The sequence below is a fragment of the Polyangium mundeleinium genome, from assembly GCF_028369105.1.
Classification (GTDB): domain Bacteria; phylum Myxococcota_A; class Polyangia; order Polyangiales; family Polyangiaceae; genus Polyangium; species Polyangium mundeleinium.
Genome location: NZ_JAQNDO010000001.1, coordinates 1448845 through 1470422, shown reverse-complemented (window position 1 = coordinate 1470422; position 21578 = coordinate 1448845). Strand labels below are relative to the sequence as shown.

The following is a 21578-nucleotide window of genomic DNA, read 5'->3' as shown; positions in this document are numbered from 1 at the left end:
TCACCAAGGGCTTCGCGTTATGGTCCCGTTGCCTAGCACCACCCTCAACACCTCGCCCTTGATAGAGCCCGATCCGCCACTGTTCTGAATCTCCTGCATCAGACTCAACGCCTTGCTCTGGGTCTGTGGATCGCTGGTCGCCTGCCAGAAGCGGCGACCTTGCGCGGCTCGAGCAAGGCGGCTCCATACGAACTGCGTGGCGCCATTCTTTTGTGCACCGGCGAGCCCGGCTGCGTACAGTCCTTCGGTCGTCTTGACCTCGAAGAACCGCAGCATTCCGGCCGCATCACGGGCCACGATGTCTATGCCGTGGCCCGACTTGTTCCGGACGCTCCCGAGGATGTTGAAGCCCAGCTTCTGAAGGTAGTTCCTTGCGATCCGCTCGCCCCTCTTCCCGGTCTGGTGGTTCTTGCACGCGAGCCCCAGCGGGTCGATCCACGCCCACGGCTCCGGCACATAGTTGTACAGCCCGAGCCCGCCCTCGGGCCCGATCGGGTCCTGGCTGATGTACCGCCCGAGGCCGGGATCGAAGTAGCGGAAGCGGTTGTAGTAGAGCCCCGTCTCCTCGTCGCCATACTGCCCCGCGAATCGCCACGGGCACGCGGTTTCCGCCACTTGGATCCACGCCTCGCCGAGGGGGCTGATACCGCCGAGCCAGGCGGTCTTCCCTTCCTCATCCACCACGATCAGCGGGACACCCCGGTGGTCTGCAATCACGGCGAACCGCTCATCTCCCGCGGCCTTCGCGACCGGTGAAAGGCTGCCTGGCTCCCACAGCCACGTCTCGAGCGGCGCACCTTCGGTGATTTCGTGGATTAGGTCGTCGCCATCCCAGAGGTACCGTGTTGTTTTCCCCGGGCTGTCTTTCCGAACACGCCGTCCAAGGGCGTCATATGCGAACGAGATCTTCGCCCCGTCCGGCCGCACGACATCGACGAGCTGCCCCAGCACGTCCCACGCGTACCGCCACCTCGCCCCGTCCGGCAGCACCTTCTCCACGAGCTGCCCGTCGGCGTCGTGCACGTACCGAACACCGTTGGCCTCCTCGACACGCCCGCCCGCTCCATACTGTCGATCCGATCGGCCCTCGCTTCGGTACACATTGCCGACGGTGTCGACCGGCTGATGTTCAGTCCGCCCCCCGGGCATCACCGACCAGATGAGATGCCCCCGTCGATCGTGCCCGAAGACGACCTCACGCCCCTTGCCCATCACGAGCGCCTCGAGCTCCTCGTCGGACTTCCAGCGATAGCCGAGCTCCAGGGCGACTTCCGGCGCCTCCATCGTGCGAACCGCCGGCCTGCCAACATGATCCCAGTCCCAGTGACTCGTCACCTCGCCGGGTAGCTGCCGCGCGACCTCATCGCCCACACGGTCCCGCGTGATGGCCGACTTCCACGGCGCACGCACCCGCGGACCGCCCTCACGCAGCGACTCCGGCGTGAAGTCGCCGAACCGCTGGCTGTGACCGAACGATACTTGTTCAAGCGTACCCCACTGATCGAAGCCGAAGTGCGCTTCGTGCCCGAGGCTCGTCCGCAAGAGCACCCGCTCTCCCGCGGCGTTGTAGCGGCTCTCGACGATGACATCTCCCGCGCGCTCCTCCACCACACGCCCGAGGGCATCGCGCACGAAGGTCACGTCGGATGCGGCATTCCTCGCACGCACGAGCTCGCCCCTCGCGTCGTAGGCGAACTCGAACTCCTGGACCGAGGGCAGCACCGCGCCCGGCAAGATCGGCCCCGGCATCCGCAGCTTGATCAGGCGGCCCAGCGCGTCGCGCTCGAGCGAGATGTGCTTGCCACCGCCGGTGGTCACGCGCTTCGTGTGCCCCACCCGATCGTACAGGCAGGCCAGGGTGCGACCGTCGAAGCCGACTTCCTTGACCACGCGCCCCGCGCGGTCTCGCTCGTAGCGGTAAACCTCTCCGCGCTCGTTCGTCAGGGCGACAAGGGCCTCGTCGCTGTCATAGGAGATCTGCACGATCCCGCCTTCGGGGTCGACCTGCTTTTCGAGCTTGTTGATGCCACGGTACGCATAGCGCCACACTCGCCGCGCTTCATCCTCGCGCTCGATCACGTTTCCCTCGGCGTCCCGCTTCACGCGAATGAAGGCTCCGTCCGAGCGCTCCACGCGTACCACGCGGCCGCACACATCATGTTCCAGCCGCACCTGCACACCGCGGGCGTCGACCGCCTTGATCACCCGCCCCAGGTCGTCGAACTCGTACCGGCTGACGGCACCTCCAGGCGTCATCACCGCGATGCAATTGCCCTGGCCGTCGTGCTCGAGCTGCACATTGCGTCCCAGGGGGTCCTCGACGGACAAGAGGAGCCCCCGCCGGTCGTACTTGAATCGGCTCTCGCCCCCGATCGGATCCACCTCCCGCACGAGCTTGCCCCGATGGTCGTACGCCCAGCGCCACGCCGCCCCAGTCGCGTCGACCATCTCCACGGGCAGATTCAACGCGTTGTAAGCCCACCGCGTCTCGTGCCCCAGCGCATCGCGCTCGACGGTCCGGTTTCCGCGTGCGTCATACGCCCATTCCGTCCGGCGGCCGAGCCCATCAATCTCGGCGACCTTGCGAAAACCGTCGCCCCATTCGTAGCGTCGCTCGACTCCCATCGGGTCGATCTCACGCTCCACGAGACCGTCGCCGTTACCGAAATACGCTGTGCGTCCACCGCGCCCGTCTTCCACGACCGTGGCGAACTGCTCCTTGTGGTACGTGATCTTCCGCTCGTAGATCTTGCCGTCCCCCCACGTGTGCACGCAGTAGCCGCCCGGCGCGTACCAGTCGTACTCGAAGTAGAAAGAGAGGCCGTTGCGGTTCGTCTCCTGAATGAGCACGCCGCCCTTGTATGCATATCGGAACGAGTGCCCAGCGGCGTCCTCGGCCGCCACGAGATAACCTTCTTCGTTGTACGAATACCGAACGAGCGTGTGCCATGTATCGCCACCGCTCTCGGGACGCCGCACTCGAACTGCGACAAGGCGGCTGCCCCTCATGACGAAGCGAAGGTGGCGACCTGCACTATCCGTCCCGTCGTGCAGCCGCCCATCCCGATAGCGCAGCGTGATCGCATTGCCGCACCGATCGCTGATCTTCGCGAGCGGGTGCGTCACGGTCGCCCCCTCGGCCGGCTCGAACCGGTAGCTCGTGCCGTCCCAGAAAGTGAGCGTGTACCCTGCCTCGTCACGCGCCAACGTGTATCGGTCTTGGTCCCGCCACTCGGAAGCGCCCACGGCGAGGTCCAGATGCCGCGCCACGCGCCCATCGGGCAGCCGCACATCGAGGCTCAACCGGTGGCCGCGTAGCGGGCTCTCGTCGACGCTCGCCTCGAGCGGGTGATGCCAGGCCGGGCCAAGCGCGCCCGCGGTCTCGTCGCCGCTGTAGTAGTTGCGCTCGAAGACAAAAGGGAGTGGCCCCGGGAGCTCGAAGTCCACTGCGTCCGTGAGGACCTCGCCGGTCATGACATCCACCGGATGTCCGGTCAGAAAACAGACCAGCTTGCTCATCCGCGAGCGCGGCTTGATCCGGAACGCGCTATGGATCTTGTTGGAGAACCACTTCGTGCGCATTCCCCGCATGATCAATGCCGTGGCGTCGAAGGCGTCCGGGCCGCCGACGTCTACGGGCGGTCCCGAGGGGGGCGCGATGCACGACGAGGTGGGCACGTTGATCGGGAAGTTGCAGCTCGAGACGAGCGAGCCCGCGCGCCCCGCGGACAGGCCGCCGAAGTACACGGTCTTGCTCCCGGTGACGAACGTGCCCGCGTTGTCGGGGACATCGTTCGGCGCGAACGTCGTGCCCGGGGGCATCGGGGCGTGGGAGAGGCCGAGGACGTCGGTAGCCACGGTCGCGGCGGGCATGCCGTTGACGAGCACGGGGCCCCCGCCGAGCACGGCCGAAAGCGCCGCGCCCAGGGGGTCGAAGACGATGCCGATGAAGGGGTGCGGGAGCGGCCAGGGGTTCGGCGAGCCCGGCACGACCACCATGTGGATGTCGATCCCGAGAACCAGATCCCCCCATTTGGCCGCCGCCGGCATGCGCCCCCTTCCGCGTGGTCTAGCGGGCCTGCCACAGGCGCACCCAACGGGCCAAGTTCTTGGCGCGGCACCCCTGGTCGGCGCGCGGGATGCGCGAGGTGGTCTACGCCGTCGCGAACTGCGCGTGCTGCGCCCCTCTCGACATGACGGAGCCTTGGGGGCATGACGGAACCCAGGAGGCTGTCGCCATGATCCTGCGCCGCGTCGTCGTCGCGCTCACGTTCGCGCTTCTTGTCCCGGCCTTCGTCACCCTGTCGGCGTGCAACGACCCTGCGTGCAAGGACGGGGGCGAGGGCTGCCCATGTACGACGGGCGTCGAGTGCGGCAGGCCGCCCATGTGCACGGGCTGGATCTGCGACGGCACCTGTCGCAGCTTCAACGAGCGCGTGGGCTTCCGCTGCCGGATCGAACCCTGCGTCGACGGCGAGAAGTGCCCCGGCGTGTGCGACGGCGCGGGCACTTGCATTGGGTGCCTGCAGGACGCGGACTGCACGCCGGGGCATACCTGCGAGGCCGGGAACGTGTGCTCGCGGTGCGATGACGGCGTGAAGAACGGGGACGAGACCGACGTCGACTGCGGCGGGTCGTGTCCGCTGTGCCCGGGGACGTGCAACGTGGATGCAGGCTGCCCCGGGGGCTACTGCTGGGAGGGCCTGTGCGCCAGGTGCAATGACGGGATCCAGAACGGAGACGAGACCGGCATCGACTGCGGCAAGGCTTACGGACACTGCCCCGTTTGCTTCGGCCCGTTCTGCAAGACGAACGCCGATTGCGCGAGCGGTGCATGTGAACTCGGTCTCTGCTGCGCGAAACCGTGCCCTCTCTGTTACAATTGCGGATTCGATACTGGTGAATGCATACCTCGCCCTTATGGGACGTACGACGGAGACAACGCTGTCAATCCCGACGTGACCTGTGCCGGGGACCACGTCTGCGACGGAAACGGGCGCTGCGCGTTGGACTTCGGCCAGCCCTGCACGGAAAACGCTGCCTGCGCTTCCGAGGTTTGCCTCAACGGCCTCTGCACGTGATGACCTGCACCGGCGCGGTGGCCATCACGGCGGCGGGACCAGCTCCGGGACGCAGCAGTAGGTCACGGGCACCTCAGTCAACGGCTCGCCGATGATCTCGCCGCCGTTTGGCTGGCAAGTACCAGGGCCGCTGGAGAGGACCTCGGCTGTCTTCCCTGCGAGCGCGGTGCCGCTAGTCAGATCGACACACTTGCCCCCCTCGCTCGACGTGAGCACGAGGCTGCCCCGCTCGTTGCCGCACGCATCATCGGCGAACGCCTCAACCCGCACCTCGCAGAAGCCTCCCTCGGGAGGTCCGCAGGAACACGCCGAGCAGAATCGCTGCTCCGCCACGTTTTTCCAGCCGTCGTGCCGCTCTGGCCACGCCTCGGGACAGGTCTGCGCGGCCAGAGGCCCATAGGCCACGAGGCAGAGCCGGTAGCCTGGCGGGGTCTTCATGACGCAGCGGTCGATCCCGCCCTCGCAGGCCCCGATCTGCGCGGGCGAGTACTCGATGACCTTCGTTCGCACGGGCGGGGGCAAGGGCTGGCCCTCGGGCGGGATGGCCGGCTCGGCCACGCATGGCGCCACGACGGGCGGCTCCACGCTCAACGAGCGGACACAAGGCCCGCCCTCGCACATCGCACCTCCCGGGATCGGGTTTGCCGCCGTGCATGATCCGTCCCAGCCGATCGGCGCGTCAAAGGGCGTGATATAGGGCGAAGGTAGGTCTTGACAAGCGGTCGAGTTGGCGGCCCACGAACTCGGCATCGTGCAGCCGACATCCGGCGGCGCGCATGAGCAGACCGGACAAACAGGCTCAGCGAACACAACATCGACCCACGTCACCCAGGCCATACCGGGCAGCGGCGGAGCCGGCGGGTCCGTCTCCTTGCCCATCCAGACGAACGACGGGGTGTCGCCCCAGCCGCCGCCGCCCGAAGGCACGCACTGCCCAGGGCAGACCAGCGAAGACGCGTCTGGGCCCGCTTCTGGGCCTCCATCATCGTCGCTGGCATCGACATCGTCGCCGGCATCTACGTCAGCATCATCGCCTGAATCAGGCGGGCACGCGTACTTCTCCCCTGCCGGGCCGCAGCAGGGGACCTCCTCCTGCGCGTCGTTGTAACAAACGGACACGTACTCGCTCGTCGCGAAGCCACATGCAGCGACCCCGAAGGCGACCAACACGCCGAGGTACCAGGCGAGGATCCTGAACGCGCGCATGCCACAAAGGCTAGCCTCCGAAACCAGGCACGGTCAACGTTCGGACCTGACGGACAAACCAACGCGGACGCCGTCGCGTTCCACGAACGCTTGCGCCTCGCGCGCCCCACGGGCATGCTCTGCGGTGGGGACAAACCTGCTCTTTCGGGTCATGCGGGACGCCTCTTTACGCCCTTTCAGGGCGCGCTTTTTGCTCGTCGCGGCCCTGCTCTGTGGCGCCTCGGAGGCGACGGCGCAGTCGCCCGAGGTGCTGCCGTGGCGCCTCGACTACACCCCCGGCCCTGACGCCCCGAAGAACTGCCCGGACAGGAGCTATATCAAGGCCGCCCTCGCCACGAAGCTCAAGGGCCACGACCCCTTCACCGATGACGCGCCGCGCTCCATCTCCGTGAAGTTGGTGCTCAATCCGCAGCGGATCGAGGCGCACATCGAGGCCCGCGACGAGAACGGTGAGGTTGTCGCCAACCATGTTACGTACGCGGAATCTTGGCGCTGTGACCAGCTCGCCGATCGCACCGTCTTCTACCTGCGCGACATCATCGACCCACTGACGATCCCACCCGCGGCACCGGCGGCGTCGAACTCGTCGGCGACGCCCGCGCCCTCCGCGTCTTCATCAGCCGTTCCGCCCCCAGCTCCCTCGACGCCTGCTCGCGTCGAGCCGCTTCAACCCGCCGCAGGCCTCTCGGCACCGAAGACCCCGCCGCCCCTGGCAGGGCTGCCGCAGCTTGCCATCTACGCGAACATGGGGGCTGCCTGGTGGAGTGCCTCCGAAACCGCCCTGAGCCTCGCGACGGGCATCGAGGCGCGGTGGCGGTGGGTCTCCATCGGTGTCGAAGGGCAGTACGATCGGGCTTGGGCTTTACCGACGAAGCTCGACGTAGAGGCGCGACGGGTGGGTCTGACCGCGCTGGCATGCGGACGCCATGAGCTCCTTACTGCCCGCGTCTTCGTCCGCGCCTGCGTCTTCGGAGACGTGGCGCAGCTTTCACTCGATGTGCAGAAATTCAAGCTCATACACGAGGAGGATGACCTTGTCATTGACCTCGGCGCGCGGCTCGGCGGCGAGTTCCGGCTCGCTCGCTTCGTGGGCCTCCAGCTCCACGGGGACATGGCCTACGCGGCTCGTCAGCGTAGGTTCGTCGTCGATGGCGAGGAGCTCTGGCGCTCTCCTCGTCTCACCGGCGCGGTCCGGGTCGGCCTGGTTGTTCCCTTCGACATCCGGTGAAGTCGCCTTCGAGCAGGAAGCCGTACGATTTATTGGACGGGTCCCCCGTCTCGGCGCGTGTTTGTCTGTATGGGGCTCCTCCTCCCGTTCCTGCATCATGCGAGCGACGCCTTTCTCCGCTTCTACGCGACGTACCTCCTGACCGTTCTGGGGATCCTCGCTCGGATGGGCGTGCGCCAGGCGGATGTTAACGACCTCGCGCAGCTCGTCTTCGTGAAGGTCTACAAGAACTTCGACAAGGTCCCGTCCGCGGGGGTCGAGGACTGGCTCAAGATGATCTGCGATCAGCAGGCGGCGGAGCACTATCGCCTCTACCGTCACCGCTTCGAGACCCCCGAGGCAGACGTCGGCGTGGACGTGCCCAGCGACGAGAACCCACACGAGCGCTTCGAGCATCATGAGCTCGATCAGGTCGTCAAACGCGTGCTCCAGACCATGGACGCGCAGCTCGTCGATGTGCTGGTCAGGGCAGAGTTCAACGGAGAGTCGCTGCCGAAGATCGCCGCGGCGCTCGGGGTCTCGCGCAATACCGCGCAGGCCAGGCTCGTCGAGGCCAAGGACGTCTTCCGGCGCAGGGTGAAGAAGCTGTTCGGCCGGGACTTCACGCCGTTCATGCTGCTGCCCTTCGGTCTCGATACCGTCTTCCACCCCGAGGACCTCACGCCCGACTTCATCGAGAAGGCGCGGCACGAAGTCTGGCGCGGCGTCGCCCGCGAGCTCGGCTTCGACGATGCGCTTCCTCCCGCCCTGCCGCCGAGCCCGCCGCCTTCCGAACCGCCGGCTTCGGGCAAGCGGCTCATCCAGATGATCGCGCCTCGGGGCTCTGGGCCTGCCGCTCGCGCCACTGCGAAGGCGGTGCTCGAGCGCATCATCAAGCACCCGCTCTTCCTGGTCGGCGTCGGCGCCCTGGGCGGGGGTGGCGCGGTCGCGCTCTGGCCCCACGACGAGTCGCCTGCTGCGCGGCATGCGGTGCCGATGGTGCTCTCCGTCGTGGTCGACGAGAGCGGGCGTGGTGGGAGCTCCTCTCACGGTTCGCTTCCGCCCGCCCCCGGACCGAGCCCCGCCGTGGTTGTCATCACGCCCCCGCGGGCCGCGCCCGCCGCCGTGCCCCTCAACGACCCGGAGACGACAAACCTCGAACAAGCTCGGGAGATGCTCTCGCGCAGGCAGTTCGCCGAGGCGCTCTCCACGCTGCGACAGCATGAACGGGACTACCGGAGCAGTCATCACGCGGGGGTCCGAAACAAGTACATCGCCGCGGCGCTCGAGGGCCTGCGGCAGATCGAGCAGAAGAGCGACGACACGCCCTGACCAGCCTCTTGCACGGGGGCGTGCACTTTCCTTGGACGGGTCGCCTGAGTTGGCTCGTGTTTAGAGAGTAAGGGACATGCGGCTTCTGAGCCCGGCCATGAGCGCCGGCATGCGGACGCGTTTGTCCTCGCGAATCATCATCATCCGCAGACGGCCGCGGTGCAGGGCGCGCATTGGGGTGCGTTCGTCGAGGCATACCACCGCGGTCGCCTGGGGATGGTGATATTCGCTCGAAGGAGGTCGCGGGACACGGCTCGCATTCGCTAGCCCAGGTTCCGCGCCCGCCTCCGGGCGATCATCGCTCTGATCTTCATCCGCTGTCGGCTGCGGCGTCCTGAGTCGACGTCGTAGAGCCGACGACAGGGGCTTCGCGGCTTTTCAGACCGCAGACGGCATTCGTGCGCTCGGAGGGGTACATGGCCGACGAGGAAGAAGACGAAGCTGCCACGCGCGTGCTGACGCGCCCGGCTGCGAGCCACGAAGAGGACGACAACGCCCCCACGGCGTTCTTCGTGCGGCCGGCGGCGCCCGCGCCTCCTGTCCCCGCCACGTCGATCCCGGTGAGGCCCTCATGGTGGCGCGTGCTGATCGGCGTCTTGTCCTTCTGGCGGCACCGCCCTGTAGCAGCGGTTGTCGCTGCTCCGGGGCCGGCCCCTGCACCTGCGCGTCCGGCGGCCTCTGCGTCGACATCGCACGTGCACATGTCCGCGCACAAGGCGGCGCGCAGGCCCGTCCCCACGCTGGTCTCGTCTCTGTCCCCAGGGCGACGCGCCGTTGTCGACGAGGTGCACACGTTGCTCTGGAGCTTCGAGTCGCACGAGCTCGAGGCGACGGCGAAGCTCATCGAGCACATCGCCGCAGCTAGGCTCGCGGGGCCGGAGGGGCACGTCGAGGCGCAGATCATCTACGCGCTCATGTACATGCGCCCTGACGAAGACGGGACGGTCGGCCTTGCTGTTCTGCGCGGCAAGCTCCTCGGGATCGCACGATCCGCAGTGGACCAAGCGCTCCTTCATCTCGAAGAGCAAGGCCAGGTTGTACTTCGTCCTGCGGGTCCAATCTCCGGGACACGACAAGTTGCTGCCGGGATCGAGCATGCAACGCGTGGGCTGCTCGAGCGCGTCGCTCCCGTTGCACAAGCGAGGAGAGCGTCTTGAGCGGCGAGCGCGTCTCCACACGTACGCCGGGCGGCCCCGATGCGCAGGCCGCGCCCATCTCGACAAACCCGCGCTCGACGATCCGACCTTCCCCGCCTGCGCTCTCACCCGTCGAGCCTCGACGACGTCATCGCACGCCGATCGAGGAGGTGAACGATGTCCTCCGGCAGCTCCGCATCCCCGAGCTCGCCGACGTCCTGCTGTACGCGCAGCGCACCCTCGCCGCGCGTGACGCAGGCCCAGATCCGGCCGTCGTGAGCGCGATCCTCGCGGCGATGGGCCGGCTGCATCCGGCCTACAAGAACACGCAGGGCGTGCCGCAGCCGATCCTCCGCGGGGCCCTTGTTCAAGTTCCACGCGCGGCGTTCGAGGCGGCTCTACTTCACGCCGAGCGCGAAGGGCGCGTCCGGCTCGTCGCCGCTCCGCTACTCGCGCTCTTCGTCGAGCGTGCCGCGGGCATCCATGATCCGAAGCGGGGCTTGCTCTACTTCTGTACCGCTCCGGAGGCACGCGGACGGCGGGAGCCCTGACATGGGCCGCCGACACGAGCCGGATCCGTTTGCTCTCAAACTAGGTCATCGGATCAGGGATCTGCGCCTCGCACAAGGGATGTCGCTCGAGCACCTCAGAAGGAAGACCGGCGTCGTCGCGAGCCACCTGTCGCTCATCGAGCGCGGGTATGTCGCGATCAACGTCGCCACCCTCGATCGCATCGCACGCGCGCTCGACTTGACGCCGATGTTCCTTGTGCTGTTCCCCGAGGAAAGTGAGCTCGAGGCAGTTGTCGAGCAGATCGGCAGCATGAGCGCGGAAGAGCTCGCGCAGCTCTGCGAACGGGTGTCCGCCTCGCAGAGCCCACGGGCAGAGGAGCCTCGCCCTTCGCGTGGGACTCGTCGTACGTAGAATAGCGAGTCGGACTTGGCAGGAAACCAGGACGAGCCTCGACGGCAGATGGGGATGATCGGTTGTCACGGCATGCAAGCGAAGAACCTAAGGTCCGGCTCAACTTGGAACTTCCCGAGCGCCTTCGTGGCAGGCTCGATCAGATGCGTGCGATGAGCGAGGCCGGCACGATCACCGAAGTGGTGAAGAGAGCCGTGGCCCTGTACGACGTGCTGCTCGCGGCGATCCGAAACGGCCGGGAGAGGATCATCCTGCGCAGCACCGACGGCACGGAGCGCGAGCTGCTCATCCCGTGATCTTTCCTCCAGCAGGATGAACAGCAGGGTTTGTCCTCTCTTGCGGTTTGCCGCGGAACATGCGATCGAGGGTCTCGATGTCCTCCGCTCGTCCGCCTCCCGCGTCTTTCGAGCCCCCGCCTCCGCCCTCCCGAAGGCAGCTCAGAACGGGGCCTGACGCGTTCGACGTCCTCTCGCGGGACGGCACGGCCGCAGTCCTGCTCTTCGCCCGTGCCAAGCTCGAAGCTGAGCGTCGACGCGCACCGGGGCTCGTGAACGGATCCCTTCGCGCCTTCGCCGCGGGCGTGGAGTCAGCGGCTCGCAGCGTGACCGAAGGGGTACATGATGATGGCGTGTTCATCGCACCGCTCTTCCGTCTGCTTCGCGAGCGTGACGAGGTCCCCTCCTGCCCAACGCTTTCCGCATTCAAGGCGCGACTGCTCCAAGCGTACAACCGGGGGCTTCTCGAACTCGCCACGTGCAAGCTGCCCGAGGACGAGAACCCCTTGGTGGTCGCTGCATCAGCAGTTCGTTCCCGACGAACCACATTCCATCTCGTGCAGCGATGGTCGCGTCGGAACATGTACGCCGCGCTCGACGACGTCCTCGAGGTGCTCTCTCCCAAGGCTTATGCCGCAGCAAAGGACTTCGCGCGCAAGGTCCACGAGGATGAGAAGCGACGCGAAGGGCGCCCCCGCCTGTTCACGATGCGTCTCGATGCTTTCGCCGCGCGCGTGCAGGCCGTGGCCAATGAAGGCTCGGACGATGCGCTCATCGTGGAGCTGTTCCAGGAGCTCGATGACCGCGGTGAGGCGACGGGGCTCGGTCTCTCGGCATTCAAGGCTCTGCTTCGCGGTGCGCATCGCAGGGGCCTGCTCACGCTGCGCGCCTGGCAGGCGAAGGATGGTGTGAAGACCCCAGCCATGCAGGTTTCCGCGGTCGATCACGAGGGGATGAAGCTGCACCTCGTGTGCCGTACGGCGGCGCCGTTGCCGATCCCATGGGGGCGCCCAGCGCTGCCATTGCCCCCTGCAAGGGCGGCGGCGACGGGGGCTTGAAAACCCGATCTAACGCGTGTCTGTCATTCGGCCGGAGGAGACTCCAGCGCAGCGATCAGGGCAGCGCTGGTGCGGGACGCGCCTCGAACTCCTCCGGCCTTTGGCGCCAGCGCTCGGCGACGAACCGCTCGATACCCACGACGCTGCTGTCTTTCGAGTTCGGCGGATACCGGAGCTCGACCATCACCCCGTGCTCCTTGCCGTCCTTGAGCACATCCAACAGCGCCGCTGCCGTGGGTGCGTCGCGGCGGATGTAGCCCGTGATCGCCGCGCCGCCTGGGTCGCGTAGCTCGATGGACTGGTGGGTCTGCTCCGTGTCGTTGTAGTCGAAGTTGTAGTAGTCCGTGAGCTTCGCCCAGACGCGGAAGAGGTACGTCCCCTTGAGCCGTTGCGTCCGGAAGAACGGCAGCGAGACGGGGTTGTATCCGACCGAGGATCGCCAGTCGAGCTTGAGGCCCTCTGCCGTTTTCTTGAAGTGGTAGTAGTAGTCCCGCTTGTTCTTCCCGAAGACGACCTCGACGCTGCAGTAGTCGCCCTCGTTCATCTTCGCGCAGTCGTCGGCCTCGATCGACTCGAACGGCTTCTTGCAGTCCTTCTGGTCCTTGTAGTGCTCGGCGAGCGCGGCGCGGTTCGCCTCGGGGTCGAGGATGAACTTGGCGCGGTCGAGGCAACTGTCCTGGTTCAGGTAGTCGCGCACGATGCTCGATGCGTCGCGGGAACATCCAGCCAGAAGCACGCTGTTCGCCAGCATGAACGCGAGGGGCAGGATCGTTGACGCCGCGGAGGGCACGATCGGAGGAGGGGAAAACCGATGCATCGCGATGTCACGATACACGATCGTGTTGATTGTCAACACCATCGTGTGTTCACCTGAAGCGCCATCCCCGCGACCTTCGGCGCCGTGGACTTCGGCAAGGAAGTGCGGCGGCGGCGAGAGGCGCTGGGCCTGACCCTGGAGCAGCTCGCGGAGCGCGCGGGGCTCACCCCGAATTACATCGGGGGCATCGAGGCCGGCCGGCGTGACCCCTCGCTGTCGAGCATCCTCGCACTCGCGAAGGGCCTGGGGGTGCCGCCGGGGGAGCTCGTGGGAGGCGTCCACGACCTTGACCCGGCCGCCATCGAGGCAGCACGGCTGTTCCAGGGCGCGTCCGAGGACGTCCAGGATGCCGTTCTCCGCCTCTTGCGCGCGGTGACGCGGGGACGGCGGCGGAGCGGGTGAGCCGGGCCCGGGGCGGGGCCTAGCGGGAGCCGTCCGGCAACCACCTGCATGACGAAGGTGGTTGCCGCGGACGGGAAGGCCGAGGGACGGCCATCCTCGCCTACTGGTCGGAGCATGGATGCGGCTCGCGACCGGTCACGCGCCGACTTTTCTTCGGCTCCCGCCGCTCGCGCGCCGACTTTTCTTCGCCTCGCGCCAGGGAGGACTCGAACTCCGACGTCCAGGTACGGGGGGGCGCGCTCTGGCCGTGAGCTGCGCCGATCCCTCAGCTCGCGCGCCATGATGAACCGAGAACTCGCCGCATGCCGGCGATCGAGCGCGTCGAAGAAGCGCGTGAACGGTTGTCGGCGAGAATTTCACCAACGAGGCGAAGGAGCGCTGGGCGACGGACTTCAAGATCCTGCTTCAGCGTCGCGACGTGACGCTCCCGCGCGACCGCGAGCTCGTCGGCCAGGTCCACGCCATCAAGCGCCGTGTGCTCCCCTCGGGCAAGGTCAGATTCGACGCCGATCGCAACGCCCGGGGCCACGCCGACAAGTTCTAGGCGGTGGCGCTCGCGAGCGCCAGCGCGAGCGCCAACCGGACACGCCGAGGGGCGGCGAGATCGGGGTGCGAGTTCTCGGATGAACGACCCGCCGGTATCCTGTATTCTCGAGGATCCCAGATGACGTTGTTGATGGTGTGGACCAACAAGCCCAATGACCCGACTGCGATCAACATCGCGAGCGACAGTCTGCTGTCCGCTGACGATGGGAAGGGCGGCCAGATCTCGTGGCAGTACGCTACCAAGATTCATCGGCTCCACCCGACCCGAGAGTATTTTGGCTACTGCGGCGACTCGTTCGTAGCCCTCAGTGCCATCGCCTCCGCCGTCGCGACCATCAGCAACTCAGACCATCTCCACAAGGTGGACGAAAAGGAGGCGCCGACAGTCGACGCGAGGGCGATGGCGATCCACGAACACCTCCGGCACACGTTCCCACTGATACCGACTGCGTGGCGGCGCCCGGCGACACTTCTGCTCGCTGGTTGGGACTCACGGAAGGAGTGCTTCTCTGTTTGGCGGTTGGAGTTGAGCGACAAGGACGTCGCAGCACCTGTAGCGATCGACCTCACATCAAAGCGCGTTCACTGCTTCGGAAGTGGGGCAGCCTCGGCGAAGTCGCGACTCAGCGAGCTGGAGAAAAAAGGGGTGGTTAACACGCAGGGCATCGTGAAGGCGCTTCACGATGTAATTCTCGACGGCAAAGAGACCAGTGTCGGTGGGGCGCCGCAGATGGTCATGCTGACGAAGGAGAGCGACGTCCCCGTTGGGTTCTGGTGGTCCAGCGACGGTGGCAAGGGCACCCGCCACCTCTTCGGCCTCCCGATCCACCTGTCTAGCAAGATGGAGAACGTAAGTTGGAGAGAACCTGCGACGTTCGATGAACGTCCCTTCGTTCCCTTCAAACGCGTCGACGCTTGACGAGGTTCACTCTGGCGGGTTCCCGCCGCCGAGGCCCTGGCGCTTTGCCCCTTCCAGAGGCGCGGCGCGCGGTCCAGATGCTCGGTGCGCAGGTGGGCTGCCGCCTCGCAGGCTGGCCAAGCGCCTCGCCTCCGCTCCTTCGGCGCCTCAGCGGATGAAGCAGACCAGACCGCGCGGAGCCCTCCATGCGGCGCATCCTCAAGACCTTCGTCATCCCGGCAGGAAACCCCGCGGGCACCCCGCCCGAGCCCGGGCCTGAGGTCGAGTTCGAGGCGCCAAGCGAGGACGGACGGCGTGAAGAGCGGAGGCATCGCGCGGCTCGACCTGGCCGGGAGCGAGGCCGCGGTCATCGGTGGCTTGAAGAAGCCTGTTGGGGGCTCGTGCTCGGCGGCGAGCAGTCTTTCGAGAACAAGAAGAACACTTCGTACAGCGTCCCGTCGCTCGTGACCGCGAGACCGATGCGACGGCGGAGAGGATCGAGGTTCGGCACCATGCCGCTCGTGCCGTCGGGGTTCGCGTAGACGACGTCTCCCGCCTTGCCGTGGCCGAAGCGCGTCACCACGAGCTTGCCATCCGGGAGCTTCACCACCCGGCCGAGGCCCCCGCCCTCGGGCGGCGCCGGGGGCAACTCCGCGACGGTCGAGAACCCAGCCGCGTCGGTCCACTTCAAGATGCGGTTGTTCTTCGCGTCAGCGATGTAGAGGGCCGCCGCGGTCTCATCCCATCAGAGGCCGTTCGGGTCCCCGTCGACCGGGATGCTGGTAGGCCCACGACGAATTCCAGTGTCCCCCTGCGAGGCGACGCCTGGATCAGCCGTGGCGATGGCGGTCTGAGTGCCGCCGCACGCCATGAACGAGAGGGGGCCGCAGAGGGAGAGTGCGAGACGAACTGCGACGCGCAGCATGAGCGGAGCATAGGCGAGGCCGTGGAACCGGCCCACGTTGTTCTGCCGATCGCGAGAGGAGTTCGATGTCGATCAGCTCGGCGAGCAAGTAGTCGTTGTATTTGCCGACGTCGTTCTAGATGAACTCGCCGATCACGGCCGCTGTTTGCCCGTCTTCACCGACAGGTGCCGGCGGCGACTCACGAGGCGGACATCGAGTTCATGGTGAAGCGCATGAACAAAACCTCCGAGCTGAGGAGATGTACTCCCGGCGGTGGCCCCTGGGGGTGTGTCTGCGGGTGCTTGCGCAGCGTCAGGGAGGGGGTGGTGACGATCTTTTTTGCAGTTGGGACTCGGTGTTGAGTACCTAGATCTGATCGGACCGTTCCTAGCTAAATCCATGATCAGACACATATTTTACCTACTCAACACAGACTCCTAACCACAAAGTTAAGCGCCCATCCCCCGCACCTCCGACTCAGCCGATCACAACCCTTAGGACTGGGACCGGGTCGCCACCCTGGACCTCCAGGCATAGGTTGAAGCGGTTGTAGTTCAAGGACCAGATGTTGTTCCTGGCAGCCGTTGAACTTCGATGAGGCCGTCATGAACGACGACCGTCTCCTGCTAACCCTGCGCTGCTAGCGCCGCTGGTCCAAAGCTCAGCGAGAACGTCGACAGGAAGAACAACGACAAGTCCCGCTTCAACCGGGAGGCTGGCGGTTGAGCTTCCACGCGAAGAAGAACATCAGGTTCGAGCCGGCATGTAGTCGTTGAACTTGAACAACAACGTGACCGAGGGCAGATCGACGCCAGCGGCCTTGTTCAACTGCACCGAGTAGAACGTGGACGAGACGAAGAAGCCGGGCCGTACTTCTCAGCGAGTGACCCGGAGGAGCAGAACCTCTCGTCCTTCGCGAAGTTCAGCGCCCTTGTTCGTCAGGGCAACGGCGACGAGTGCTGGTACTGGCTCGGCGCGGTGAACAACCGCGGGTACGGCGTCTTCCGCGTCGGCCGCCACGTCGTCATGGCCCACCGCCACATGTTCGAGCTGGAGCACGGACGTCCTCCGTCTGGGATGGTCCTGCACACCTGCGGCAAGAAGACGTGCGTCAACCCCAGCCACCTCTACGAGGGCTCGAAGCCCAACCCCTTCAACGCGGACGCGGTGCTGCTCGAGGAGATCGAGCGCAAGGCGCTTCCCGCGGCTTCGTCATCACGAGGGCGGCCGGGGATCAACAACCCGCGCGCTCGGCTCACCGAGGAGCAGGTGAAGGAGATCTGCGCCCTGCTCGATCAAGGCGTGTCTCCGCGGATCATCGGGTTCAGCTTCGGCGTTGACGCGAAGTCGATCCGCAACATCGACGAGGGCAAGACGTGGAGTCACGTCCCCGAGGTGGCTCGTCGGGCCGAGGCACCGAAGAAGAGACGGCGTGGGGGATGGCGTCGTCGAGCACGTTGAACGTGGCCGCAGACGGCAAGAAGCCCTGAGGAGACGCCTGTGCACAAGGCTTGACGCGCGAGTGACGCAAGCCGATAGATCCACTGTTTCCTACCCCCAGAGGAGCCATGGCCGTCCACTCGTTGGGAGACCTCGGATCACTGGTTCGCGCGTTCCGCGAGCACCGCGGTCTGACGCAGGAGCAGCTATCGAAGGACGCCGGCAGGCTCCCTCGCACTGCCATCGCTCACCTGGAGCAGGGCTATCGCCTCCCTGCCGCCGAGCACCTGCGCGCTCTGGCGAAGCATCTCAGCCTGCCAGACGCGCTCGTCGAGCCGTTTCTACGTCTGAGTGCTGCACGACGAGTCGAGTTCGAGGCCGAACTTGGCGAGCTCATCGGGCAGGAGGTGTCGATCGCACATCTGGACGATCAGGCGTCCCAGGCCGTCGAGGGCGCTGTCACCTCGTTGATCGGCGCCGCGATCACGAACCACGCTGCCTTCGACACTCTGCGGGAGATCCAGGTCTTCTACGGCATCCGGCCGGTGTCGCAGCAGTTCTTCAACCGCTACTTCAAGGCCGATTCATTCCAGGACATCGGGCAGTTCTCGGCCGCAGTGAAGCGCTACCAGGCCGAGGCCATCCGTCTGTTCCCGACATTCATGCAGGCGTACGAGGAGATGAATCGCGCAAGCGACCTCGCAACGCTTGTCGCAGCTCTCGGAACACGCTCACTCGACGAATACCGGGACCGAGCTCCGTGGAACCGTATTGAGAACATCGACGAGGCGCGCTTGCGCGACCTCGGGTACATCGCCGCCGCGAAGCTCGACCAGGAGCGTAAAGAGCGCGAAGAACTGGTGAAGTGGCTTCGAGATATGGCTGCCTTCATTCGGCAAAACGGGCGCACTTCCGTAGAGGAGTTCAAGCCCAAGCGCCGACGTGAAATGGAATCACTTCTACGCAAGTTTGGTTCCCGGCTCAGCCACGGCCCGATGTCCGCGCTATTCAGCCCCGCGCCTGAGGAGTTGGAGGCCGAGGCCGAGCGCCTGGCGCCGAAGGATGAGATCGATCGAGCGCGGATCGCGGGTACCCAGGCAACAGGCCTGCGCAATCTTTCGCAGTATCTCGCAGCCGACCACATGGACGTGTACGTCGCAACCTCGATGCGAGAGGACTCGGACTTCGTGTCGGTAAATCAGTTCGTGCTGCGTCTCTTCGAGCACCCGGAGGTCAAGCCATTGAAGTTGCGGTATTTCAACCCAACTCAGTCTTGGGTTGAGGATCGCATCGCGAAGGGGCTTGTTGAGGCGCTGATGCTAAGGCGATCCGCCGCAACCATCTACATGGCGCAGAAGTCCGACACGTTCGGAAAAGATTCGGAGGCGTCCGTCGCGCTCGGCCAAGGCAAGCCTGTTATCGTCTACGTCCCCAAGCTCGATGCTCCCGAACTCCAGCTCGATTCGTCAGAGCTCGCGCAATCGTCAGAGGACGACCTTCGCAACATCCTCCACAGGATCGACCCTGATGAAGTTTCACAGACGATGGACCGCGAGGCGATGCTCGGCGCGATTCTGAACCGGCGACTTGCCGCCGGCACGGATGAGCAGATCGCGGACGTAGTGGCGCGCCACTGGGCAGACTTCGGTTTGGATACGGAGACAGACCGTTTCAAGGAGACCCGCGGCAAGTATCTCGAATGGCTCCGCGGGGTGATGAGCAACCCCAACGCACCACCGCCAATACCCGAGGGCCTCCGCGCAGACATCGATGGCACTCTCGTCGCGACCGCAGTGCGCTTCGAGCGGCGCGCATCGCTGTTTCGCGAGAAGCACCCGCTTGCGCTTCAGGTCATTCTCAGCACCGGCGTGTTGAATGGCATACTCGTGGCCAGATCGGTCGACTCGTGCGCGACGCTGCTGCGAAAGGTATTCGAGAACAACCTTGACCTAGAGCTGGTCCGCGGCGAGGACAGCTATCGTCTGATCGAGCGAACGACGCAGTCGACCATCCGAGTGATCTCGAAGCACCATCTCCTCGCCAACGCATTCGCCTCGTACTACGCAAGCCATGCACCATGACCCGCTCGATTGCGTCCCACTCGCGCGAACTCCGTGGGACGCTCGCCTAGAGACCGCGGGCGCCGGGCATCTCTCAGCGTCCCCATTGCGCACGTACTGTCCTCATGGGCGCGCCGAGCAGGCATGAAGAACGGGCACGCTGGCACGGTTGTTGGGGCCAGGATTGCAGTGTCATCGCTTCGTGAAGTTCTCGAAGGGACTGATCTCAAGGTCTCGCCGCATCGTTCCTGGCTTTCTCTACCAGTTGCCAAGTCCGCATCCGCCGGGCCTTTGAAGTTCGTGTTGCTTTAGGGAGTTGGTCGCCATGCAGCTATTCAAGTTGACGATCAAGGGTTTCCGGTGCTTCGGTCCCGAGGAGACAACGATTGAGTTCGACCCGCTCACGGCGTTTGTCGGTGCGAACGGTGCGGGCAAGAGTGCTGCTCTTATTGCCCTCGTCCGGATGTTCGGAACTACGAATGCGCACCGGACCCTTACCCGAGAGGACTTCCACGTCTCGTCAGCGGCAGGCGCGAGCATGCCAAATCAACTCGATCTTCGGATCGAGGCATGGTTCCAATTTCCCGAACTCCTGAACGATGCAGCGGCAGCCGCCTCAGCTGCCGTGCCCGAGTGTCTGAAGCACATCGTCGTGAGCGAAACCGCATCTGTGCCGATGTGTCGCATTCGCCTGGACGGAAGTTGGTCCGCCGGACCCACAGCGGAGGGCGAGGTCGAGCAGAGACTCTCCTGGGTGAACTCCGACGCAGTGGATGCTCCAGAAGAAAAGGTCTTTCCGCTGTCCGGCGTCGAGCGCCGCCTCATTCAAGCATTGTACATTCCCGCTACCCGTGACGCTGTCCGCGAGCTCCGAGCTGTGTCGGGGACGATCCTCTCTCGCGTCCTGAAGGTCATTCGGTGGCCGGATGAGCTTAAGGAAAAGATTTCCAAGCTTGACCGAGAGCTCACGGGCATGGTGCGCGCCGAGGCGACCCTGAGCGAGCTCGAGTCGACGCTCCGCGAGCATTGGTCAGACCTTGTCAGTGGCACGTCTGTCCCGTCATTCACGTTCGCGGATACGGATCTTGCCGGCGTCCTGCGGCGCCTTGATGCCGAGATCTCGGGCCCGGTCGGCTCGAGATCCATCCATCTTCTGAGCGAAGGCGAGCGCTCGCTTCTCTACTTCGCCCTCGTGGAAAGCACGCTCACGTTCGAGGCCAAGCTCGCGGGCAAGGGCTCAGCCACGTTCGATAGCGGGCCGCGCCCAGTGCTCACCTTGCTCGCGGTGGAGGAGCCTGAGAACCATCTCGCTCCTCAGTACCTCGGGCGTATCCTGAAGAAGCTCCGCAACTTAATCGCCGCTGGCGGTGTGCAGGTACTTCTGACGAGTCACTCCGCATCGATCATGCGTCGTGTTGAGCCGTCCGAGGTGCGCCACTTCCGCGCTGAGGCGAATGGCGGGCGCCGTATCACCCGCCTGTCGCTGCCAAAGGACACTGAAGAGGCATTCAAGTACGTGCGCGAGGCCGTGATGGCATATCCCGAGCTCTATTTCGCCTCCGTTGTGGTTCTCGGCGAGGGTGCAAGCGAAGAGATCGTCATCCCGCGTGTCGCTAGGGTTCTTGGGCTCGACATCGATCCTCGTTTCATCGCGGTCGTCCCCCTCGGGGGCCGGCACGTGCATCACTTCTGGCGGCTCCTTCGCGAGATCGGAACACCCTACGTGACCTTGACCGACCTCGATCTCGAGCGCCATGGCGGTGGTTGGGCACGCATTCGTGACCTGGTAGGTGAGCTGGTGGAATTCGGCGAAGGATCCGCCAAGGTGCTCGACGGCGTTCACCTTGAGCAGGTCGACACTGTTGTTCCCGTAGCGATCACGGATCCTACCTTCGCATCTTGGATTAGGCATCTCGAGGTCGGCTTCAACGTCTTCATGAGCGCGCCGCTCGATCTCGATTTTTCAATGCTCTCGGCATTCCCAGAGGCATACAAGAAGCTCGCTCCCTCGCGCGGAGGCCCGCAATTCCCGCAACCTCACGAAGACGTGAAGCCGTTCGTCGAACGGGTCACACGCGCAACCCTGGGCACTAACGGAGGCAGCGGCCTCACGTACACAGACGAGGAGCACAAGCTCTTTTCTTGGTACGCGTACTTTTTCGCGTCGGGCAGCAAGCCTGCAACCCACGCGCGAGCTCTCGCGCAGTGCGACGATACTACACTCGCGAAGGGCGCCCCCGATGTCCTCCGTCGCCTTGCCGAGCGAGTAAAGGCGCTCGCTCCAACGTGAC

The 21578-nt window shown here is 65.5% G+C and carries 18 protein-coding genes; 13 read left to right on the top strand and 5 right to left on the bottom strand.

Annotated elements, in window-relative coordinates:
• Complete coding sequence (locus POL67_RS06085; protein WP_271916113.1) at nucleotides 1-4050, bottom strand: YraN family protein; 4050 nt, start codon at nucleotides 4048-4050, stop codon at nucleotides 1-3.
• Nucleotides 4051-4238: 188 nt separating this feature from the next.
• On the opposite strand from POL67_RS06085, the gene POL67_RS06080 reads away from it, so the two are divergent.
• Nucleotides 4239-5081 carry a hypothetical protein gene (locus POL67_RS06080; RefSeq protein ID WP_271916112.1) on the top strand — a complete coding sequence of 281 codons (843 nt, stop codon included), beginning with the start codon at nucleotides 4239-4241 and terminating at the stop codon, nucleotides 5079-5081.
• A gap of 24 nt (nucleotides 5082-5105) precedes the next feature.
• On the opposite strand, the gene POL67_RS06075 is transcribed toward POL67_RS06080, so the two are convergent.
• On the bottom strand, nucleotides 5106-6287 hold the full coding sequence (locus POL67_RS06075) for a hypothetical protein (RefSeq protein ID WP_271916111.1): 1182 nt from the start codon (nucleotides 6285-6287) through the stop codon (nucleotides 5106-5108).
• Nucleotides 6288-6438: 151 nt separating this feature from the next.
• Between POL67_RS06075 and POL67_RS06070 the strand changes: the two genes are divergently transcribed.
• The 7 genes from POL67_RS06070 (at nucleotide 6439) to POL67_RS06040 (ending at nucleotide 12219) form a co-directional block, all read left to right on the top strand.
• Nucleotides 6439-7515, top strand: a complete 1077-nt coding sequence (locus tag POL67_RS06070; protein WP_271916110.1) for a hypothetical protein — start codon at nucleotides 6439-6441, stop codon at nucleotides 7513-7515.
• A gap of 69 nt (nucleotides 7516-7584) precedes the next feature.
• Nucleotides 7585-8826 (top strand): sigma-70 family RNA polymerase sigma factor, encoded by a 1242-nt coding sequence (locus POL67_RS06065; protein ID WP_271916109.1) that lies wholly within the window; start codon nucleotides 7585-7587, stop codon nucleotides 8824-8826.
• 416 nt (nucleotides 8827-9242) lie between these two features.
• Nucleotides 9243-9983: a hypothetical protein gene (locus POL67_RS06060; protein ID WP_271916108.1), complete on the top strand. Its 741-nt coding sequence runs from the start codon at nucleotides 9243-9245 to the stop codon at nucleotides 9981-9983.
• Nucleotides 9980-10513 (top strand): hypothetical protein, encoded by a 534-nt coding sequence (locus POL67_RS06055; protein WP_271916107.1) that lies wholly within the window; start codon nucleotides 9980-9982, stop codon nucleotides 10511-10513. Before POL67_RS06060 ends, POL67_RS06055 begins: the two co-directional genes overlap by 4 nt.
• Before the next feature lies 1 nt (nucleotide 10514).
• Nucleotides 10515-10886, top strand: a complete 372-nt coding sequence (locus tag POL67_RS06050; protein ID WP_271916106.1) for a helix-turn-helix domain-containing protein — start codon at nucleotides 10515-10517, stop codon at nucleotides 10884-10886.
• Nucleotides 10887-10990: 104 nt separating this feature from the next.
• Nucleotides 10991-11182 (top strand): hypothetical protein, encoded by a 192-nt coding sequence (locus tag POL67_RS06045; protein WP_271916105.1) that lies wholly within the window; start codon nucleotides 10991-10993, stop codon nucleotides 11180-11182.
• Nucleotides 11183-11718: 536 nt separating this feature from the next.
• Nucleotides 11719-12219, top strand: coding sequence for a hypothetical protein (locus POL67_RS06040; protein ID WP_271916104.1), 501 nt, complete (start codon nucleotides 11719-11721; stop codon nucleotides 12217-12219).
• A gap of 55 nt (nucleotides 12220-12274) precedes the next feature.
• Here POL67_RS06040 and POL67_RS06035 read toward each other — a convergent pair whose 3' ends face one another.
• Entirely contained in the window at nucleotides 12275-13078 is an 804-nt protein-coding gene (locus POL67_RS06035; protein ID WP_271916103.1) for a hypothetical protein, read from the bottom strand.
• A gap of 42 nt (nucleotides 13079-13120) precedes the next feature.
• Between POL67_RS06035 and POL67_RS06030 the strand changes: the two genes are divergently transcribed.
• Nucleotides 13121-13438, top strand: a complete 318-nt coding sequence (locus tag POL67_RS06030; protein ID WP_271916102.1) for a helix-turn-helix domain-containing protein — start codon at nucleotides 13121-13123, stop codon at nucleotides 13436-13438.
• A 265-nt stretch (nucleotides 13439-13703) separates the two neighbouring features.
• Here POL67_RS06030 and POL67_RS06025 read toward each other — a convergent pair whose 3' ends face one another.
• Nucleotides 13704-13967 carry a hypothetical protein gene (locus POL67_RS06025; RefSeq protein ID WP_271916101.1) on the bottom strand — a complete coding sequence of 88 codons (264 nt, stop codon included), beginning with the start codon at nucleotides 13965-13967 and terminating at the stop codon, nucleotides 13704-13706.
• A 135-nt stretch (nucleotides 13968-14102) separates the two neighbouring features.
• On the opposite strand from POL67_RS06025, the gene POL67_RS06020 reads away from it, so the two are divergent.
• Nucleotides 14103-14903 carry an Ntn hydrolase family protein gene (locus tag POL67_RS06020; RefSeq protein ID WP_271916100.1) on the top strand — a complete coding sequence of 267 codons (801 nt, stop codon included), beginning with the start codon at nucleotides 14103-14105 and terminating at the stop codon, nucleotides 14901-14903.
• Between the two features lie 346 nt (nucleotides 14904-15249).
• Here the strand turns inward: POL67_RS06020 and POL67_RS06015 are convergent, their stop codons facing one another.
• Complete coding sequence (locus POL67_RS06015) at nucleotides 15250-15573, bottom strand: hypothetical protein (RefSeq protein WP_271916099.1); 324 nt, start codon at nucleotides 15571-15573, stop codon at nucleotides 15250-15252.
• Nucleotides 15574-16765: 1192 nt separating this feature from the next.
• Here POL67_RS06015 and POL67_RS06010 point away from each other — a divergent pair.
• From POL67_RS06010 to POL67_RS06000, 3 genes are all read left to right on the top strand, one after another.
• A complete protein-coding gene (locus tag POL67_RS06010) occupies nucleotides 16766-17248 on the top strand; it encodes an HNH endonuclease (RefSeq protein WP_271916098.1) in 483 nt (160 codons plus the stop codon).
• Nucleotides 17249-17355: 107 nt separating this feature from the next.
• Nucleotides 17356-19308 (top strand): helix-turn-helix domain-containing protein, encoded by a 1953-nt coding sequence (locus tag POL67_RS06005; protein ID WP_271916097.1) that lies wholly within the window; start codon nucleotides 17356-17358, stop codon nucleotides 19306-19308.
• Between the two features lie 304 nt (nucleotides 19309-19612).
• Nucleotides 19613-21577: an ATP-dependent nuclease gene (locus POL67_RS06000; protein ID WP_271916096.1), complete on the top strand. Its 1965-nt coding sequence runs from the start codon at nucleotides 19613-19615 to the stop codon at nucleotides 21575-21577.
• Nucleotide 21578 lies beyond the last annotated feature (1 nt).

What these genes read in the sequence shown, in the direction of transcription:
- POL67_RS06085 (WP_271916113.1), bottom strand. Translation starts at nt 4,050, where the DNA reads ATGCCGGCGGCGGCCAAATGGGGGGATCTGGTTCTCGGGATCGACATC.
- POL67_RS06080 (WP_271916112.1), top strand. Translation starts at nt 4,239, where the DNA reads ATGATCCTGCGCCGCGTCGTCGTCGCGCTCACGTTCGCGCTTCTTGTC.
- POL67_RS06075 (WP_271916111.1), bottom strand. Translation starts at nt 6,287, where the DNA reads ATGCGCGCGTTCAGGATCCTCGCCTGGTACCTCGGCGTGTTGGTCGCC.
- POL67_RS06070 (WP_271916110.1), top strand. Translation starts at nt 6,439, where the DNA reads ATGCGGGACGCCTCTTTACGCCCTTTCAGGGCGCGCTTTTTGCTCGTC.
- POL67_RS06065 (WP_271916109.1), top strand. Translation starts at nt 7,585, where the DNA reads ATGGGGCTCCTCCTCCCGTTCCTGCATCATGCGAGCGACGCCTTTCTC.
- POL67_RS06060 (WP_271916108.1), top strand. Translation starts at nt 9,243, where the DNA reads ATGGCCGACGAGGAAGAAGACGAAGCTGCCACGCGCGTGCTGACGCGC.
- POL67_RS06050 (WP_271916106.1), top strand. Translation starts at nt 10,515, where the DNA reads ATGGGCCGCCGACACGAGCCGGATCCGTTTGCTCTCAAACTAGGTCAT.
- POL67_RS06035 (WP_271916103.1), bottom strand. Translation starts at nt 13,078, where the DNA reads ATGGTGTTGACAATCAACACGATCGTGTATCGTGACATCGCGATGCAT.
- POL67_RS06020 (WP_271916100.1), top strand. Translation starts at nt 14,103, where the DNA reads ATGACGTTGTTGATGGTGTGGACCAACAAGCCCAATGACCCGACTGCG.
- POL67_RS06005 (WP_271916097.1), top strand. Translation starts at nt 17,356, where the DNA reads ATGGCCGTCCACTCGTTGGGAGACCTCGGATCACTGGTTCGCGCGTTC.
- POL67_RS06000 (WP_271916096.1), top strand. Translation starts at nt 19,613, where the DNA reads ATGCAGCTATTCAAGTTGACGATCAAGGGTTTCCGGTGCTTCGGTCCC.